The organism is Facklamia sp. P9177 (genome assembly GCF_050409585.1).
GTDB lineage: Bacteria > Bacillota > Bacilli > Lactobacillales > Aerococcaceae > Facklamia.
This window is the reverse complement of the sequence record NZ_JBNUPE010000011.1, coordinates 52,448-69,354: the sequence shown is the minus strand read 5'-3', so window position 1 is coordinate 69,354 and position 16,907 is coordinate 52,448. Positions and strand designations below refer to the sequence as shown.

15 protein-coding genes and 1 tRNA gene are annotated in these 16,907 nt (G+C 36.3%); 8 read left to right on the top strand and 8 right to left on the bottom strand.

What is annotated here, in order from left to right; genetic code table 11:
- The first annotated feature begins 642 nt into the window (after window positions 1-642).
- From ACQV18_RS06840 to ACQV18_RS06830, 3 genes are all read left to right on the top strand, one after another.
- Window positions 643-1,782 (top strand): hypothetical protein, encoded by a 1,140-nt coding sequence (locus ACQV18_RS06840; RefSeq protein WP_428876619.1) that lies wholly within the window; start codon window positions 643-645, stop codon window positions 1,780-1,782.
- A gap of 799 nt (window positions 1,783-2,581) precedes the next feature.
- Window positions 2,582-3,043, top strand: coding sequence for a hypothetical protein (locus ACQV18_RS06835; protein ID WP_428892787.1), 462 nt, complete (start codon window positions 2,582-2,584; stop codon window positions 3,041-3,043).
- 3 nt (window positions 3,044-3,046) lie between these two features.
- Window positions 3,047-3,460 (top strand): hypothetical protein, encoded by a 414-nt coding sequence (locus tag ACQV18_RS06830; RefSeq protein ID WP_428892786.1) that lies wholly within the window; start codon window positions 3,047-3,049, stop codon window positions 3,458-3,460.
- A 196-nt stretch (window positions 3,461-3,656) separates the two neighbouring features.
- Here ACQV18_RS06830 and ACQV18_RS06825 read toward each other — a convergent pair.
- The 4 genes from ACQV18_RS06825 to ACQV18_RS06810 all read right to left on the bottom strand — a co-directional run bounded on the left by ACQV18_RS06825 (window position 3,657) and on the right by ACQV18_RS06810 (window position 7,315).
- Window positions 3,657-3,729, bottom strand: a tRNA-Ala gene (locus ACQV18_RS06825).
- Between the two features lie 211 nt (window positions 3,730-3,940).
- A complete protein-coding gene (locus tag ACQV18_RS06820) occupies window positions 3,941-5,056 on the bottom strand; it encodes a BMP family lipoprotein (protein WP_428873840.1) in 1,116 nt (371 codons plus the stop codon).
- 153 nt (window positions 5,057-5,209) lie between these two features.
- Window positions 5,210-6,127 (bottom strand): pseudouridine-5'-phosphate glycosidase, encoded by a 918-nt coding sequence (locus ACQV18_RS06815; RefSeq protein ID WP_428873895.1) that lies wholly within the window; start codon window positions 6,125-6,127, stop codon window positions 5,210-5,212.
- 54 nt (window positions 6,128-6,181) lie between these two features.
- Window positions 6,182-7,315 (bottom strand): PfkB family carbohydrate kinase, encoded by a 1,134-nt coding sequence (locus ACQV18_RS06810; protein ID WP_428873841.1) that lies wholly within the window; start codon window positions 7,313-7,315, stop codon window positions 6,182-6,184.
- 151 nt (window positions 7,316-7,466) lie between these two features.
- Between ACQV18_RS06810 and glpK the strand changes: the two genes are divergently transcribed.
- The 4 genes from glpK (at window position 7,467) to ACQV18_RS06790 (ending at window position 12,632) form a co-directional block, all read left to right on the top strand.
- Window positions 7,467-8,978 (top strand): glycerol kinase GlpK, encoded by a 1,512-nt coding sequence (gene glpK, locus ACQV18_RS06805; RefSeq protein WP_428873842.1) that lies wholly within the window; start codon window positions 7,467-7,469, stop codon window positions 8,976-8,978.
- Window positions 8,979-9,105: 127 nt separating this feature from the next.
- Complete coding sequence (locus tag ACQV18_RS06800) at window positions 9,106-10,293, top strand: glycine C-acetyltransferase (protein WP_428873843.1); 1,188 nt, start codon at window positions 9,106-9,108, stop codon at window positions 10,291-10,293.
- 9 nt (window positions 10,294-10,302) lie between these two features.
- A complete protein-coding gene (locus tag ACQV18_RS06795) occupies window positions 10,303-11,250 on the top strand; it encodes an L-threonine 3-dehydrogenase (protein WP_428873844.1) in 948 nt (315 codons plus the stop codon).
- A gap of 269 nt (window positions 11,251-11,519) precedes the next feature.
- A complete protein-coding gene (locus ACQV18_RS06790) occupies window positions 11,520-12,632 on the top strand; it encodes a hypothetical protein (RefSeq protein WP_428892785.1) in 1,113 nt (370 codons plus the stop codon).
- 195 nt (window positions 12,633-12,827) lie between these two features.
- Here ACQV18_RS06790 and ACQV18_RS06785 read toward each other — a convergent pair whose 3' ends face one another.
- Window positions 12,828-13,385: an HAD family hydrolase gene (locus ACQV18_RS06785; RefSeq protein ID WP_428892784.1), complete on the bottom strand. Its 558-nt coding sequence runs from the start codon at window positions 13,383-13,385 to the stop codon at window positions 12,828-12,830.
- Window positions 13,386-13,493: 108 nt separating this feature from the next.
- Here ACQV18_RS06785 and nagA point away from each other — a divergent pair, with 108 nt between their 5' ends.
- Complete coding sequence (gene nagA, locus ACQV18_RS06780) at window positions 13,494-14,648, top strand: N-acetylglucosamine-6-phosphate deacetylase (protein ID WP_428873847.1); 1,155 nt, start codon at window positions 13,494-13,496, stop codon at window positions 14,646-14,648.
- A gap of 41 nt (window positions 14,649-14,689) precedes the next feature.
- Here the strand turns inward: nagA and ACQV18_RS06775 are convergent, their stop codons facing one another.
- From ACQV18_RS06775 to ACQV18_RS06765, 3 genes are all read right to left on the bottom strand, one after another.
- Window positions 14,690-15,475, bottom strand: a complete 786-nt coding sequence (locus ACQV18_RS06775; protein ID WP_428873848.1) for an ABC transporter permease — start codon at window positions 15,473-15,475, stop codon at window positions 14,690-14,692.
- Complete coding sequence (locus ACQV18_RS06770; protein WP_428873849.1) at window positions 15,475-16,137, bottom strand: ABC transporter ATP-binding protein; 663 nt, start codon at window positions 16,135-16,137, stop codon at window positions 15,475-15,477. The genes ACQV18_RS06775 and ACQV18_RS06770 overlap by 1 nt, the downstream gene beginning before the upstream one ends.
- Before the next feature lie 100 nt (window positions 16,138-16,237).
- Window positions 16,238-16,906, bottom strand: coding sequence for a type 1 glutamine amidotransferase (locus tag ACQV18_RS06765; protein WP_428892783.1), 669 nt, complete (start codon window positions 16,904-16,906; stop codon window positions 16,238-16,240).
- Window position 16,907: the final 1 nt, after the last annotated feature.

Here is a 16,907-nt window from a genome sequence, read left to right as displayed (position 1 = left end):
AAAGTAAAAAATAGAGTTGAGGCCTTCGGCCATCAACCCTATAAATTATAGAACCCTAATGGTTGCTTGGTCTCCTTTTCTTTTCTTCTCTTCTTGACACATATACTCTTGGTTATCGATGAATTAAAGCTTAATTATACAAAACATGCCATCAAAAAATTAGCCCTAAGAAAAGTTTTACGAATCAGGGGTAAGCTCGGCTTGAAACGTACAAAATTCTGGCGGAGTCACGTCGCTATAGCTCTTACGAAGGCACTGTGGGAACAATTGCTCCCAACCACCTCAATCGTCGCTTTAGTGTAAAATGAATGGCAACTGAAAGTTAAATTAGGGAAAAATTCTGCTTATTTAAGTCCTATTATGGATTTATTTAACTCTGAAATGATCGCTTGGAATCTTAGCGATCATCCAACCTTAGATTGGGTCATCAAGCCATTGACTGACGCTATTGCTATGATTAAATTGGTCTTTAGAAGCGTTATATTTGAATTTTTACAAATAAGTTAGTATGCTAAGGATAAGGAAAGTTCTAAAAGAACGATTTGTCTAAAGCAATTATTTTATAGTATTTATCACCACTATAAAGATAAATTGTACCTTAAAGCACCTTGAGTGTTAAAACTTTAAGAAAGAGGGATTTATATGAATAATGAACGAGATAAGCACAATGTTGAGCCTACTGTTGGAGGTCAGGGTAAGGTCGTTGTAAAGGATCCTACTAAAGATACTGGCAACCACACTTATACCTCACATCATGATCACCATATAGGACATCATCATCGGATAGGAGAAAACTTATCGTGGCGTGCTGTTTTCGCTGGATTAGTGACTTTCGTCGCTTTAAGCATGTTGTTCTCTTTAATTGGGGCAGCTATCGGACTTGGAGCTACTGACTTAACCGCTGTTAATCCATTAGATGGAGTTGGAATGGGCTTAATCATTTGGACGATTGTGTCATTAATTTTAAGTTTAGCCGGCGGAGGATTTATCGCAGGATACACTGCACACCGAGCTGGTATGGTTCATGGTTTCCTGACATGGGCTACAGGCCTAATTGTAGCAGTAGTATTGGCTTCATCAGCAGTGACAGGAACTTTCAATACAATTGGTGCTATGTTTGGTGCGACAACTAGTGCTGCTGGAGATGCAATAGGAAATGTTTCAAAAGCTGCAGGTAATTTATCTGAAGAAGTATTTAACGCTGTAGCAGATAACTTACAACTTGATACATCGAATTTAGACCAAGAAGTACAAGATTTACTAGAAGACACTGAAATTGAACAGTTGCAACCAGGTTATTTACAAAATCAGTTAGATGAAACGGTAACTGATATTCAAAATGCAGCTAAAAGCGTTGTGGTTGATGGAAAACCTGTTGAGCAAGCGATGAAAGATGTTTATACAAACATTGAAGATCGTATGGCTACAATTGACGAAGGTTTAGATGAAGATGCTTTATCGAATGCTATTGCTGATAATACTGATTTAAATGATGAAGAAGCAGAAGAAGCTACAGCTCACATTATGAAATCATATGAAGAAGCTCAAGCTCAAGCGAAATATTTACTTGCTAGCGCTGAAACTGAAATGAATCGCTTAGAAAGTGGAACAAAACAAGCAATTGACGAAGGTGTCGAAACAACAAATGATGTTATGAATGAAGCTTCTAAATATTCTATCTATGCTTTCATTGGATCTGTTTTGGGATTAGTAATTTCTGCCTACGCTGGTAAGATGGGTGCAGAAAAAGAATTAGAGCAAGATCAAGTTGTTATTAAATAATTTAGCCTGTAATTTACAATATTAAACTAATAAAGAGTCTACTGATTATAGTGACCCAAGAAGTTGGACCAGAGAGATGAGTACATGTTTTATGTGCTTGTCTCTCTTATTTTATTGTTTTCTAAGCAGCTTGAAGATTAGCGAGAAACCTATCGAGAGGCCAGCATGAGGCAGCAGGGAACTTAAATCTACTTATGAAGATACACTTGATTCAATAAGTGAATTAAATAAAGCTCAAAACAAACTATAATTATTAATGAGTGACTTTGGAGATGAAATAGGCAAAGTACTAGCTCTGATATTGCAAGTTGTAGCTGATATCTTACAATCAATTAGAGAATAGTTTTCTAAGCTTCCTAAGCCCGCAAAGGAGTTTGCCATTGTCATAGGATTGGTGGTGACCGCCTTAGGGGTCATAGCCCCGGTGTTTATGGTGTTATTAGCCGTAGCAACTGCGGCTCAACTATCGATTTTTGGCTTTATCAAAGCCTCGTTAGCTACTATAGCTCCGATTGCTCTAACAATAGTTGCAATAGTAGGTTTTGTTTTAGTAATCAATCAGCTTGTGTAATATATGTTTGACAACTCTAGAGCGTTGACGGAAATTCTTCATCGAATCTATTGTATTTATAAATTGGTTGTTTTATGATGTAGTTAATAAACCTTTTGTAGGAGAGAAAATGCCGAACAAGTCTTTTTTATGCAACTATTAAGCGTGAGTTCATTAATAATTTTCTGCATATCAATGTATTTATCTGTCGAAAGAGTCTCTTTTTCAGCTACAATAATAATGTATATTTTGAACAACATTGTTACTCTATCTGATAGAGAGATTCTTAAAGAAGTTAAAAATATTAACAAAAATCCAGATAAAGAAAATGAGAAATTCCAAGAAATATTAAGTATAGAAAACAAGAGGATTTTAACAATTAAAGCTGATTTTATTTTAATAGCTATCATATTTATATACGTGAGTTATTCACATAAACTTAAATTTTTAGAACCTAATATAATATTAATAGATGTAATTTTAAAAAGTATAGTAGTTATGTTAGGACTTTATACAGTTTATTTAAGTGGGAAACTTGATGGCCTCGAAAAAACTGATCAAGATATTGAAAATGAGGAAATTTCTAGAAATATTATCAGAGAATCTTATGGAAATAGTTTTCAACTTCAACGTGATAGAGAAGAATTCTATAAGGAAAAAAGTAAAGAGTTTATAAAAGAAAAAACCTACAAATATAGAAAGGGGCGATGATTTATGATAATAATAGCTCTGCTAAGTACTATTGTATTATGGTTTTCATATTTATCAGTTATTACTTTTTATCGGTTCAAAAGAGATGGCATAGTTTTTGCAAATCTTCTATCATATCTAGTATTTCCTTTAATAATATTACAATTACATATAAAAGTTGCTAACAGATTCTGTAACGCTTGGTCAAAAAAGTTAAAATTTATAGGTCTCTATTTTATAAATTATAAACAAAGTCTGATATTCTTCAGTGAATTATTATTAGAAAATGCTGCGCAGTTAGAAGCGACTGGATATTCACCAGTTTTATGTGAGAGCAAGAAAATAAAAAGAAAACCTTCGCCTTTCAAATTAGTTTATGAATGGGTTAAACTACCGAGCTCATCAGAAACTTTTAAAAAAGCTATTTATGCTCATTAAAACCAAGGTAATTATTTAAAAACCTCCCACTCATTCGAGAAGGAGGTTTTTTAATTAGTCGGGGTTTATTTTAAATCTTACGTGGTTTTTTACGTGGGTTGATTACTACTATTTGAAACAAAATAAAATAACCACCTCTAGAAAGCTTATAATATCAAGCTTTTTATCAGTAGTTAATTCCCTTTATTACTGTAAATGGAGACGATCGGTCTCGAACCGACGACCTCTACAATGCCATTGTAGCGCTCTCCCAACTGAGCTACGCCCCCAATATAGAAATACACATATATCTTACGCAATTTTGAAATATAAGTCAATAGTTGAAAAAACATTATCCTAATTGTTCCTAGAAGTAATAGTCGAATATAATTAATCCAATCAAAAGACTTTCTATTATATACGTTAAGTAGTTCTAAATAGAAAAAAGAGCAAGCTTGAGATAAATCAAGCTTGCTCTTTTTTGTAATTAATTTTAAATTATTATTCTGCTTCAGTTTCTTCAGCAGTTTCTTCTTCTGTTTCGTCTTCAGCTTTTTCTGCATCAGCATCTTCATTAGAGGTCATCTCTTCACCTGGTTTTTCAGGGACAACGATTTCGCCATTGATGATTTGTTGTTTGTAGTCTTCAACAGCTTTCTTAACTTCGTCAGTTAAGAATTCAGTTGTAAGGTCTACACCACCATCAGCTAAACCTAAAGTTTGAACGCCACCTTCAAAACCTTCAGCTTGTGTTTTTTCAGCAAATGCTTTCACTGATTCACCAACTTGTTTCAATGTAGATGTTAATGTTAAGTGACGCTCTTCACCGTCAATTTCAATTAAACCTTCAGCGTCTTGGTCTAAGTCTACACCAATTACGTATAATTCTTGAGAAGGATCGTTTGATACACGGTCTTTAGCTTCTGAGAATACACCTTGGCCAGTTCCACCAGCAGCATGATAAATGATGTCTGCGCCACTAGAGTAGATTGAAGCTGCTAGTTGCTTTCCTTTAGGAGCATCTGCAAAGTGACCAGCATACTCGATTGATATTTCGATATCAGGGTTAACTGTTTTAGCACCAGCTACAAAACCAGCTTCGAAACGGTCAATTACTTCAGATTCAACTCCACCGATAAAACCGATGTGGTCTGTCTTAGTAGTCATAGCTGCAGCAACACCTGCTAAGAAAGCTGCTTCGTTGTCTTTAAAGGTAATAGAAGCTACGTTGTCTTTTTCAACAACAGAGTCTACGATAACAAAATGTCCATCTGGGTTTTGTTCAGCTGCTTCATCAATAGCCGGTTGTAACTTATAACCAATACCAAAAATAAGGTTTGATCCACCTTGGATAGCTGCATTGATGTTTGTTACATAATCTGAATCTGACTTAGATTCAAGATAGAAGTAGCCACCAGGGCCTTCTTCTAATTCATTTTCTTCACCGTAAGCTTGTAAACCTTCCCAAGCAGATTGGTTGAATGATTTATCGTCCACTCCACCAACGTCAGTAATGATTACTGGTGAAATTTGTTCTTGAGCAACAACAGTTGCTAAAGGTAATGTAGCTGCACCTAGTGTTAAGGCAGCTGCCGATAGTGTTAATAATTTTTTCATAGAATACCTCCATTTGTTTTAACTATAATATACCTTTATAAGGTCGATAAAGCAAGCGTTTGCTTTCTAAGTTAATCACTCATGATCACATATAAAAGCCTCCAATTCAGGAATAACCCAAACTAGAGGCTAAAAATACTTTTGGAAGACACATTAGTTTTTCAATTGGTATTGAACCGCAATTTCTGCACCTAATTTTGCATTATTATAAACCAATTGGATATTAGTTTCTAATGAGCGTCCTTCAGTCAATTCAACAATTTTTGCTAATAAGAAGGGGGTGGATTCCTTACCATGAACGCCAGCTTCTTTTTCTTCAATTAAAGCTTGATCAATGATAGCATTGATTTCATCGTTAGGGATTTCGTATTCTTTAGGGATTGGGTTTGCAATCAATAAACCAGCTTGTAAATCTAGTTGATCAGCGGCTACCATTCGCTGGGCAATTTCTTCTGCAGAATCTGCCCTACTAGTCAAGCGGTAAGGTGAGGTTGAAGAATAAAAGGCTGGCAGGTAATCGGTTTGATAACCAGTAACCGGAACCCCTTTAGTTTCTAAGTATTCCAAGGTTCTTGGTAAGTCTAAAATAGCTTTAGCTCCCGCACATACCACGGTAACAGGAGTTTGGGCTAACTCTTCAAGGTCAGCAGATACATCCATGTGTTCAGTATATCCACGATGAACCCCACCAATTCCACCGGTTACAAACACTTTAATCCCGGCTAGATGAGCGCCAATCATGGTTGTAGCCACGGTAGTGGCTCCTAATTGCTTATTGGCAATTACTTCGGCTAAGTCTCGTCTGGATACTTTGACCACATCTTTTGCTGTAGCTAAGATTTCCAAGTCTTCTTCTTCTAAGCCAATTTTAAACTGCCCGTTCATGATGGCTATGGTTGCTGGAACAGCTCCGTGGTCACGAATAATTTGTTCCGTTTCTTGTGCCATTTTAACATTTTGTGGATAAGGCATTCCGTGTGAAACGATAGTTGATTCTAAGGCTACAATCGGTTTTTGTTGAATGATTGCTGCTTGAACCTCTTTAGAGATGGATAATAGGGGATGATTCATAGCATTAGCTGTTTCTTTATTATATGGTTGATTCATAGTTATATTCCTCTTTCTTTAAAATATTTGACAATTTCCAATCAATTGACGTTCTTCTTCAAACAGTTTCGCATTAAGATTTTTTCTAACTGTGGAAGGGGATTGTACAGTGTAATAAGAGTTAGTAATACCATAATGAATGGCTTCACTTGGAGCATATTCTTTTTTGAGCCCGTATATTAATCCCGCTACAAAAGAATCGCCAGCCCCTGTCACATCAACTAATCGAGGGTTATTAGGAGGTTGAAAATATAGAAACTCTTTCTTTTGATTCGAGTATAGCAATGGTTTAGTACCACGAGTGATAATGACATTTTCCACTCCTCGATCAATCCATAGCTCAGCGAGATATATAAAATCATCTTCCGTCTTAACTTTGTGATTAAAGTATTCTTCAGATTCATCCTGATTGACAATTAGCCATGTAATTCCTTTTAAATTCTCTGGCAGATGGTTCATTTTCGGTCCGGAAACTGGAATAACCACCAGAGGTATTTGCTGTTTTTTCGCTATATTCATCACTTGTTCAACGGCAGATTGAGTGAGATTAAGATCCATAGCAATGAATTGACAATTTTCAATTTGTAAATGGAAACTAGTAATCCATTCAGCATTCATTTGATCACAGATTTCCATATCAGCAAAGGCTACTTCCATTTGACCTGTTTCATCGAGAATGGCTGTGTAGGAGGACGTATTGTGATTTTCTAAGGATTTCACATGGTCTAAATTCACAAAGGGCTGAGTAATAGCCTTAATTTCTTCAAAATCAGCATCGATACCTGCTAAAGATAGTAAACTCACTGAGAGTTCCATCCTTCCGAGGTTTTCTGCTACATTTCGTGCAACTCCTCCAACAGTCACTGTTGAGTTAACAGGATTAGAGGTGGATTTGAGTAAAGGTGTTTTTAACTGAAAGATACGGTCAATATTCATAGCTCCGATACAAAAAATATCAGCTGGTTCATTGACAATATAGGCTCTACCTTGCAGGTAGCGCTTTTGCGTAAGTGATGACACAATATTAGCTAGAGTAGATCGATTAATACTCAAAATTTCAGCAAGTTTAGTTTGAGTAAGAAAAGGGTCTTGCTTAATTAAATCCAAAACACGCTTTTCATTTGAGTTGAGTCTGATGATAATACCTCCCACTGACAACAATTGTCCTTATTTAAGATTCTTGTCTTAATTATACCTTTAAATTAATAGAATACAAGTCTTAATTAAACGAAACTTGAGAAGTATATTGACAAGAACTATAATACAATCACTCAATTAAGCGATTAAAGAGAGGGGCTTTATTTTGTTAAACGACCGATATATAATGGCAATCGATCAAGGAACGACATCTACTAGAGCAGTCATAGTGAACCATCAAGGTGAATTTATAGCCAGTGCTCAAAAAGAATTTCAACAATTTTTTCCTCAATCTGGTTGGGTAGAACAAGATGCTAATGAGATTTGGCAATCCGTTCAGTCCGTCATTTCTCAAGCTTTGATTAATGGTAATATTCAACCTAAGCAGATAGTAGCAATTGGAGTCACTAATCAAAGAGAGACGACAGTCATTTGGGACCGTGAAAGCGGAGAGCCTATCTATCACGCGATTGTCTGGCAATCGCGGCAATCAAGCGAAATATGCCAAGCGCTTAAAAAGAGTGGCTATGAAGATATTATTAAGAAAAAGACAGGCTTACCGCTTGACCCTTATTTTTCAGCGAGTAAAATTCGTTGGATTTTAGACCATCTTCCAACTTCTCAAATAAGAGCAGAAGCTGGCGACTTAGCCTTTGGCACAATAGATTCTTGGTTGATGTGGAAATTGTCAGGTGGCAGACACCATATTACGGACTATTCTAATGCTTCGCGTACCCTTTTATTTAATATTGAAACTCTGGAATGGGATCGAGAGCTTTTAGACATATTCAATATACCTGCTCAACTATTACCCCAAGTGGTATCAAATTCTGAAATATACGGAAAAACAGCCACCTATCATTTTTACGGTCACGAAATACCATTAGCTGGTATGGCTGGAGATCAACAAGCAGCATTGATTGGTCAACTCGCCTTTGATAAAGGGCAAGTTAAATCAACTTATGGAACAGGTGCCTTTATATTGATGAATATTGGGAATGAGCTAAAGCTGTCTAAGCATGCGCTATCTACTTCTATCGCTTATAAATTTCCTAACCAATCTCCAGTATACTGTATTGAGGGCTCTATATTCGTAGCGGGTTCAGCTATTCAATGGTTACGAGATGGATTAAGGATGATTGAAGAATCTTCTGAATCTGAGGAACTCGCCCAACATTCAAAAAACGAAGATGAAGTATATGTGGTGCCAGCTTTCACGGGATTAGGAGCTCCTTATTGGGATTCTCAGGCTAGAGGAGCTGTGTTTGGCTTAACTCGTGGCACTGATAAAGCTGACTTCGTTAAAGCGACCTTGCAATCTTTAGCTTATCAAGTGCGCGACATCATTGATGTAATAAAGGATGAAATGGGGGTCGTCATTCCAGAATTAAAAGTCGATGGAGGCGCTTGTAAAAATAATTACTTGATGCAGTTTCAAGCAGATATTTTAAATACGGCAGTAACACGCTTATCCAATCTTGAGTCCACGGCATTGGGGGCTGCTTTTCTAGCAGGCTTAGCAGTAGACTATTGGCAGTCTATTGAAGAAATCCAAAGCTTAGTTAAACCCGCTATAACTTTTAAACCGAAAATGTCAATAAATCGCAGTGAAGATTTATATGAAGGTTGGAGAAGGGCTGTTCAGTCGACGCGACATTTTAGTAACAAGCGGAACTAGTTTAATTTAGCTTTAGAATAAGAAAATAATGAGAAATCAATAAGGATTTAATCATAATTACGATTGTATTTGCTTTAAACCTGGAAGCGTTTTATAATATAGTAAAAGTATTAAGGGGGAACTATAAGTGGTACAAAGCTTACATGAATTTTTATCAGCAGCAATTGCAGAAAAGAAAGAAAAGAATCTCTATAATGAAATCGAAGCCTTATCTTCTGCAAACGGCCCAATCATTGAAATTAACGGACAAGAGCTCATTAATTTATCATCAAACAACTATCTTGGTTTAGCAACTTCCGAACGTTTAAAAGAGGTAGCTAAAAAAACTATTGATAAGTATGGAGTGGGAGCAGGTGCGGTTCGTACGATTAATGGTACGATGGATGTCCACAATATTCTAGAAAAGAAAATTGCAGAATTTAAGAAAACAGAAGCTGCAATAGCTTTTCAATCAGGCTTCAATTGTAATATGGCTGCTATTTCTGCCATCATGAACAAAGAAGACGCTATTCTTTCAGATGCATTAAACCACGCTTCAATCATTGACGGCTGTCGTTTATCACGTGCTAAAATCATTCCAGTGAAACATCAAGACATGGATGATTTACGTGCAAAAGCTAAAGAGGCAACAGAATCAGGCTTATACAAAAAAGTAATGTACATTACAGACGGTGTTTTCTCAATGGATGGCGACGTAGCTAATATTCCAGAAATTGTTGAAATTGCAGAAGAATTCAACTTAATTACTTATGTTGATGATGCGCACGGATCAGGAGTAATGGGTAAAGGTGCGGGTACAGTTAAGCATTTCGGTCTATCGGATAAGATTGACTTACAAATTGGAACCCTTTCAAAAGCTCTTGGTGTAGTAGGTGGTTATGTTGCGGGTTCACAAGAATTAATCGACTGGTTAAAAGTAGCTGGACGTCCATTCCTATTCTCAACTTCATTAACACCGGGGGATGCTGCAGCTGCTACTGAATCGATTAATATCTTAATGGAATCATCAGAATTACACGATCGCCTATGGGAGAATGGTAACTATCTTAAAGCTGAATTAAAAGCATTAGGCTTTGATATTGGCAACTCGGAAACACCAATTACACCAGTTATTTTAGGTGAAGAAAAATTAGCTCAAGCCTTCTCTAAACGGTTAAGAGAAGAAGGAGTCTATGCTAAATCAATTGTCTTTCCTACAGTACCACTCGGAACTGGTCGTGTGAGAAATATGCCAACAGCTGCACATACTAAAGAGATGTTAGACCAAGCAATTACCATCTACGAAAAAGTTGGTAAAGAATTAGGCGTAATCTAGGAGGGAATCATGAAAAAAATCTTAATTACTGGTGCATTAGGCCAAATCGGTTCGGAATTAGTTGTTAAGTTAAATGATATGTATGGTGAAGAAAATGTCGTACCTACAGATATCCGTGTAGTAGAGGGAAATGAAGTCTGTAATCATCCTAACTTTGCTATTTTAGATGTAATGGATATGGACGCATTTATGGCTATTGCTAAAAATCACGAAGTAGACACATTAATTCATATGGCTGCTTTATTATCAGCTGTTGCAGAAGAAAAGCATTTATTAGCATGGGATATTAACATGCAAGGTTTAGTAAATGGATTAGAAGTTGCTCGTTCATTAGAGCTTCAATTTTTTACACCTTCATCTATTGGTGCGTTTGGTCCAGACACACCAAAAGTTGGTACACCTCAAGATACTATTCAACGCCCAACAACAATGTATGGAATTACTAAGGTAGCAGGTGAGTTACTGTGTGATTATTACTATACTCGCTTTGGTGTGGATACTCGTGGCGTGCGTTTCCCTGGTTTAATATCTTACGTAACACCTCCAGGAGGTGGAACAACTGACTACGCAGTGCAAATCTATTATGATGCGATTAAGTATGGTAAATATGTCTGCAATATTCCTCAAGGTGTAAAAATGGACATGATGTACATGCCAGATGCTATTCAAGCAATCATTGATTTAATGGAAGCTGATGCTGATAAGTTGGTTCATCGCAATGCTTTCAATATTTCAGGTATGTCATTCGAGCCTGAAGAAATTGCGGCATCAATCCGTAAAGTCATGCCAGACTTCGAAATGACTTACGATGTGAATCCAACTTTAGAGCGCATTGCGAAATCTTGGCCAGATGAAATGGATATTTCAGCTGCTAAAGAAGAATGGAACTTTAAAGCAGAGTATGATTTAGATAAGATGACAGTGGATATGCTTGAGAAATTAAAAGCTAAACAATAATTTTTGACTTAATAGCGTTGGCTTGTTTACCAACGCTATTTTTCATTCATAAATAATAATTATGAATAAATTGTGAACAAAATTAGAAGAGTGTTCGTTTGTGGATTAAAAAGTAAACTCCGACAAACACTGATATAAAAGCATCTACAATAGGGATGGGAATAATATTCTTAAAAAAATCATCATTATTTCTAAGCAAATTACTAGCATAAATAGAATATAGGATGTATGATGAAGACATACTAGAAGAACAAAGGAGCGATTTTATAATGAAAAAATCTTTTAAAAAATTAGTTTTAATTTCAATGAGCGCTATCACCTTAGGAGCTATAGCTCCAACTGTATCTATCTTTGCTCAAGAAGATAGTGAAACAACTGTGGACTCAATGATTGAAGATTCTATGGAAGAAACAACAGTTGAAGAAGATGAAGAAGAAGTAAGTCCAATGCAGAAAGCTTTGGAAGAAATCGTTAAAAAGTATCAAGAAGATTATCCAGAAGTTGGAATTAATCGTATTATCATCCAACCTTTAGAAGAAGATGAAGAAGATGATCTATCTGTCAAAGTCGAGTCAGAAATGGGAATGGCTGATGACGAATCTGAAGAAGAAATGACCCAAGATGAAATGTCAGATGAAGAAATGACTGAAGACGAAATGGATGAGGTAGATCCATTTAAAATTACGATTGAAGGTACAGATGAAGAAGCAATGGAAGATGTAACTGTTTCTTATGATGCTCGTACGAAAGAAGAAATCCCTGAAGACGAAAACGAAGTTGAAGATAGGATGTCTGAAGCTGAAGATACTATGGATGACATGATGTCAGATGCAGAAGATGCAATGGATGATATGATGTCAGATGCAGAAGATGCAATGGATGATATGATGTCAGACAATGAAGAAAGCGAATCTGATACTGAAGAGGAAATGTCTGATGAGCCTTTAGCTACTATTGATTTTGAAGATCTTGCTGGTTTTGACGAAATTAAAGAAGCCGCTGAAGAAGAAGCTGGCATGGGTGAAGCATTAGAATTTGTTTATTCAGTTAATGAAGAAACAGATGTCACTGAAGTGGCCGTATTTGTTTATGAAAACACTGAAGAACCAACCGAAGGAAAAATGATGACCATTACTTTAGATGCTACAACTTTAGAAGTTCTAAAAGTTGAAGGCAGTGAAGTTGAAGAAGCGGTAGATAGTGAAGGGAATGCAGTAACTAGTCCCCAAGAGTCAAACAATGGTGGTCAAGATGCTCCTTCTAACGAAGAAACAACTACAGAGGAATCTGAAGGACATGAAGAAACAACTACAGAGGAATCTGAAGGAAATGAAGATTCAGATACAACAGAAGAAAATGAAGAAACAACTTCTGAACAATAATTTTATATGAATAGACGTAAAAAAAGTCCGAGCAATTTGCTCGGATTTTTTTTAAAGATTGGATAGTAAATTACAAAGGTCCTGTTCAAATTGGATTGCTTTAAGATAGGGATGATCATTCCTACCAGGTTTGTTATGGACATTAAAGTAAATAGCTTGCCAACCACTATTTAAAGATCCTTCGATGTCATTGGTCTAATCAACTCTACTATAAATAATTTCATCTTTTGCGCAAGCAAGTGAGTTAGTAATTTTATTGAAAATTTCAACATCAGCTTTCGAATAAGCCAAGTTTTCCGATATGAAATTTTGATCCTCATCAAAGTATTGCCTTAAGCCGAGCACTTCAATTTTACTCCTTTGACCAGCATTGGCTCCTTTAGTCAGTATAAAGAGTTCTACAGAACTTTCTTTAAGGTGGAGCAAGCATTCATGAAAATTTGGACGAAGCGTTAGATATTTTTTGCAATCCTTGTATAGATCAAGAAAACTATGAGCTGGATCTAAGTGAATTTCATGCTCGAAAGTGCTAAAAGCATCAATAGTCCGCTGCAATTGATAATGAAGTTTACTACAGTTATCGGCAATAAAGGATTGGTAAAGATTTTTCGAATAATGCTGGTAGACAGGATTAAAAGAATCAAAGGGGATGTTATAAGAGTTGTCTGATTGAAAGGCTTCATATACCTGCTGATAAATGGCACTTCGATCATAGAGTGTATCATCTAAGTCAAAACCTATTGCTTTAATCAATTTTAAACTCCTATATAAACTTATCTATCTCATCACAGCATAGTTATTAGCAAAATTATTCTATAATTTTCAAAAACAAGTATAATATGTAGTAAGAGGAGTGATGGTATGAGTAAATACTATAAAGCAAAGCAAATTATATTAGATAGTTCAGTAGTTGAGGAAGCCTTTCTTGAAGTAACAGATGAGGGTAAGTTTGGCGAAATTGTGAGTGATTTGCCAGCAAATGTTGAGCGAATAAAAGATTATGAGAATCTGATAATTGCTCCTGGTTTAGTGGATACACATATCCACGGCTATCAAGGTTACGATATTATGGATAATGATCCTGAAGGTCTGCGCCATATTTCTGACCAATTATTGACTTGCGGAGTGACCTCCTTTTTGCCAACAACTTTAACCGATTCGATTGAGCGTTTAAATGCAGTATGTTCGATGATCAAAACAAATTATCAAACCTGTCAGGGAGCTAAAGTCCGAGGAATCTTTTTAGAAGGACCTTTCTTTACAGAAAAATATAAAGGGGCACAAAATCCCAAATACATGAGTGATCCCTCGATTGATGCATTAAGTGAATGGATAAAATTGTCAGGGGGTTTAGTCAATAAAATTGCAATTGCACCAGAACGTCAAGGAGTCATTCCATTTATTGAATATGCCAAAGCCCAAGGAGTCCATACTGCTCTTGCCCATTCAGATGCTAGTTATGATCAAGCAAAAGCTGCAGTAGAGGCAGGTGCTGATATTTTTATTCATTTATACAATGGTATGTCAGGTTTGCACCATCGCAATCCTGGTATGGTTGGCGCGGCACTTAGCTTGAAAGATGTTTTTGCTGAAATCATAGCCGACGGCCACCATGTTCACCCAGCTGCTATTGAAATTGCACTTAAAGCTAGAGGACTAGAAGAGACAGTTTTAATTACTGATTGTATGCGAGCCGGTGGCATGGGAGAAGGCATCTCCCGTTTAGGTGAGTTTGATGTAATGGTAAGCGAAGGAACAGCGCGATTAGTTGAAGGAGGAAGCCTCGCGGGCTCTATTCTAGAACTGATACAAGGCGTTCAAAACATGATTAAATGGGAACTAGCAACAGTCGACCAAGCAATTCGGATGGCGAGTCTAAATCCAGCGCGTTCTGTCGGAATTCAAGCTGAATGTGGCTCAATAAGAAAAGATATAGCAGCTGATTTTATTGTTCTTAATCAAAATGCTGACTTACAAGCAACCTACTTAGATGGCCAATTAAGATATCGAGTATAGAATAATCCCCAAGAAACCCCTCTTGGGGATTTTATTTTACTTTATTTTTTATCATTTTCTGGCATGAAGGTTAATTGATAGCGATCATTGAAAAAAGTACGAATAGCTAAATGAGCGGAAGTTGCTGAGACCAGTGAAGTGGTACCTAATAAAGTAAAGGAGATCATCATTTGATACATAATTGCCTTGGTTGGATCGACACCGGCAAAAATTAAACCCGACATCATACCCGGCAAGGTGACAACTCCTGTAGTTTTCACGCTATCGATGGTTGGCTGAATACCAGATTTAACGGCCAGTTTTTTAATATGCGTGCTAGCTTGCTGTGGACTTGCTCCTAAGGCTAGCATTTCTAGAAATGCCTGTCTATGATCTTCAAAAAGCTGTTTCAAATTTCTATAGGTTAAACCGAGAGCCGTCATGGCCGTCCCAGAAATCATCCCTGTGATTGGAACCACTTGGGAAGGGGTAAATTTTAGAGAACCAGATAAGACTAATATTGCTAAACTAGTGAGTGATCCAATTCCGATTGCTGATAAAGAAATGGCGAAGGCTTTATTTATTCCTTTACCGTGCTTAGAAGCATTCCAAGCGGCATTGAAAATAATAACCGCAACCATGGCTACAGTAAGCAAAGCGTTATCGATAGAGAAGACTTGTTCTAAGACATAGCCTACAATTAATAATTGTAAAATAACTCTTACTATGGCAATCAATAAATCTTTCCAAAGGTCCAGTTGTTCTTTATATGAAATATAAAAGGTTATTAAAACAAGGGAAAAAGAAAGGGCTAAAGTAAGCGGACTAACTTGAAGATTCTGAGTCATTATTCTTCCTCGCTTTCATCGATATTTTTCGATATATAAACTTCGCGATTAGCAAGCTGGTGGTCCTTGTCTAAATGACTAATTAAAAGAGTAGTAATTCCTTCTTTGTCAATATAGTTGAGTAGCCAACGCCATAGTATTTCTCTGGTTCTTTGATCAAGAGCAGAGGTAATTTCATCTAATAATAAAATTTCCGGCGGAAAAATTAAATTTCGAATAAGAGCAACCCGTTGTTTTTCTCCTCCAGATAAACTATTAATTTCTTTGCTTAAATAATCGCTTGAAAGTTCTACTTCTTGCAATAATTGAACAATACGATCTTTATCAGCGGGTAAATCGCGAATTTCATAAGGGAAGGACAAATTATCCCATACATCTCGACCAAACAATTGAGCTGTTTGGAAGCAGTAGGAAATTTTTTGTCTCAGTTCAATGGGTGGATACTGGTCAATTTCTTTCTCTTCAAAAAAAATAGACCCTGATCGGCTTAGGTTAGGGGCATTTAAGTAAACAATTTCTTTTAAGAGGGTTGATTTTCCTGATCCAGAAGGGCCATTGATAGAAACAAAATCCCCTTTTTCAATCTTAAAAGACAAGTCAGAAATAATTGTTTTCTTTGAACTTTGAATAGTAAGATCTTTGACTGTAAGAATATTTGACATAATATACTCCTTTTTAGAATCATTATCATTTATTTTAACATGAGGGTGACTCTTATTAAAGCTAACTAGAAAAAAGTTGAAGCCTTTGGCTTTAATTGCCTTAGGCTTCAACTTTAGGAGTCTGTTGATTAGAAAGAGCTAAATCAATTAACTCATCAGTCAACCAATCGTTTTTAACTAATAAGGGGCCGTGAAAATAACTGCCAAAAGTATTGCGGTAATGGGTCCCTTCAGTTTGGTCTTTACCATTATTCCCATATCCTTGAATGACTTTTCCGAAAGCTTTTTGATTTTTTCCTAAATGAGTCACACCATTGTGGTTCTCGAACCCGATGAGTTCGCGCTTAAAATAGTCAGAATAGATTTTGGTATCACCGGTAAAGCGGTGGTTGATTTGTCTTTCAGTAAAATGGTCAAGAATACCAAGTCCCGGTATTTTTTCTCCTTTAGCATTAACATAATAATGACCTAAGAGTTGATAACCACCACAAATTGCTAGAACGACACCATCTTTTTCAATGAATTCTTGCAAACCAGGTCGGATGGATTGGATCTGTTTAGCAATTACCTTTTGCTCGTAATCTTGTCCACCACCAAAAAAGACTAAATCATAGGCAGTAGGATCAAAAAGGTCATCAATTGTTACCACTTCAGTTAATACATCCATCCCTCTTTTTTGGGCATGGTATTGAAGCATCAGTAAATTTCCATTATCACCATATGTATTAAGTAAATTACCATATAAGTGACAAATTCTAAAAGTTTTCATT

Excerpts from the sequence above, each read along its gene's own strand:
- ACQV18_RS06840 (WP_428876619.1), top strand. The coding sequence starts at position 643 with ATGAATAATGAACGAGATAAGCACAATGTTGAGCCTACTGTTGGAGGT.
- ACQV18_RS06830 (WP_428892786.1), top strand. The coding sequence starts at position 3,047 with ATGATAATAATAGCTCTGCTAAGTACTATTGTATTATGGTTTTCATAT.
- ACQV18_RS06820 (WP_428873840.1), bottom strand. The coding sequence starts at position 5,056 with ATGAAAAAATTATTAACACTATCGGCAGCTGCCTTAACACTAGGTGCA.
- ACQV18_RS06815 (WP_428873895.1), bottom strand. The coding sequence starts at position 6,127 with ATGAATCATCCCCTATTATCCATCTCTAAAGAGGTTCAAGCAGCAATC.
- ACQV18_RS06795 (WP_428873844.1), top strand. The coding sequence starts at position 10,303 with ATGAAAAAAATCTTAATTACTGGTGCATTAGGCCAAATCGGTTCGGAA.
- ACQV18_RS06790 (WP_428892785.1), top strand. The coding sequence starts at position 11,520 with ATGAAAAAATCTTTTAAAAAATTAGTTTTAATTTCAATGAGCGCTATC.
- nagA (WP_428873847.1), top strand. The coding sequence starts at position 13,494 with ATGAGTAAATACTATAAAGCAAAGCAAATTATATTAGATAGTTCAGTA.
- ACQV18_RS06775 (WP_428873848.1), bottom strand. The coding sequence starts at position 15,475 with ATGACTCAGAATCTTCAAGTTAGTCCGCTTACTTTAGCCCTTTCTTTT.
- ACQV18_RS06770 (WP_428873849.1), bottom strand. The coding sequence starts at position 16,137 with ATGTCAAATATTCTTACAGTCAAAGATCTTACTATTCAAAGTTCAAAG.
- ACQV18_RS06765 (WP_428892783.1), bottom strand. The coding sequence starts at position 16,906 with ATGAAAACTTTTAGAATTTGTCACTTATATGGTAATTTACTTAATACA.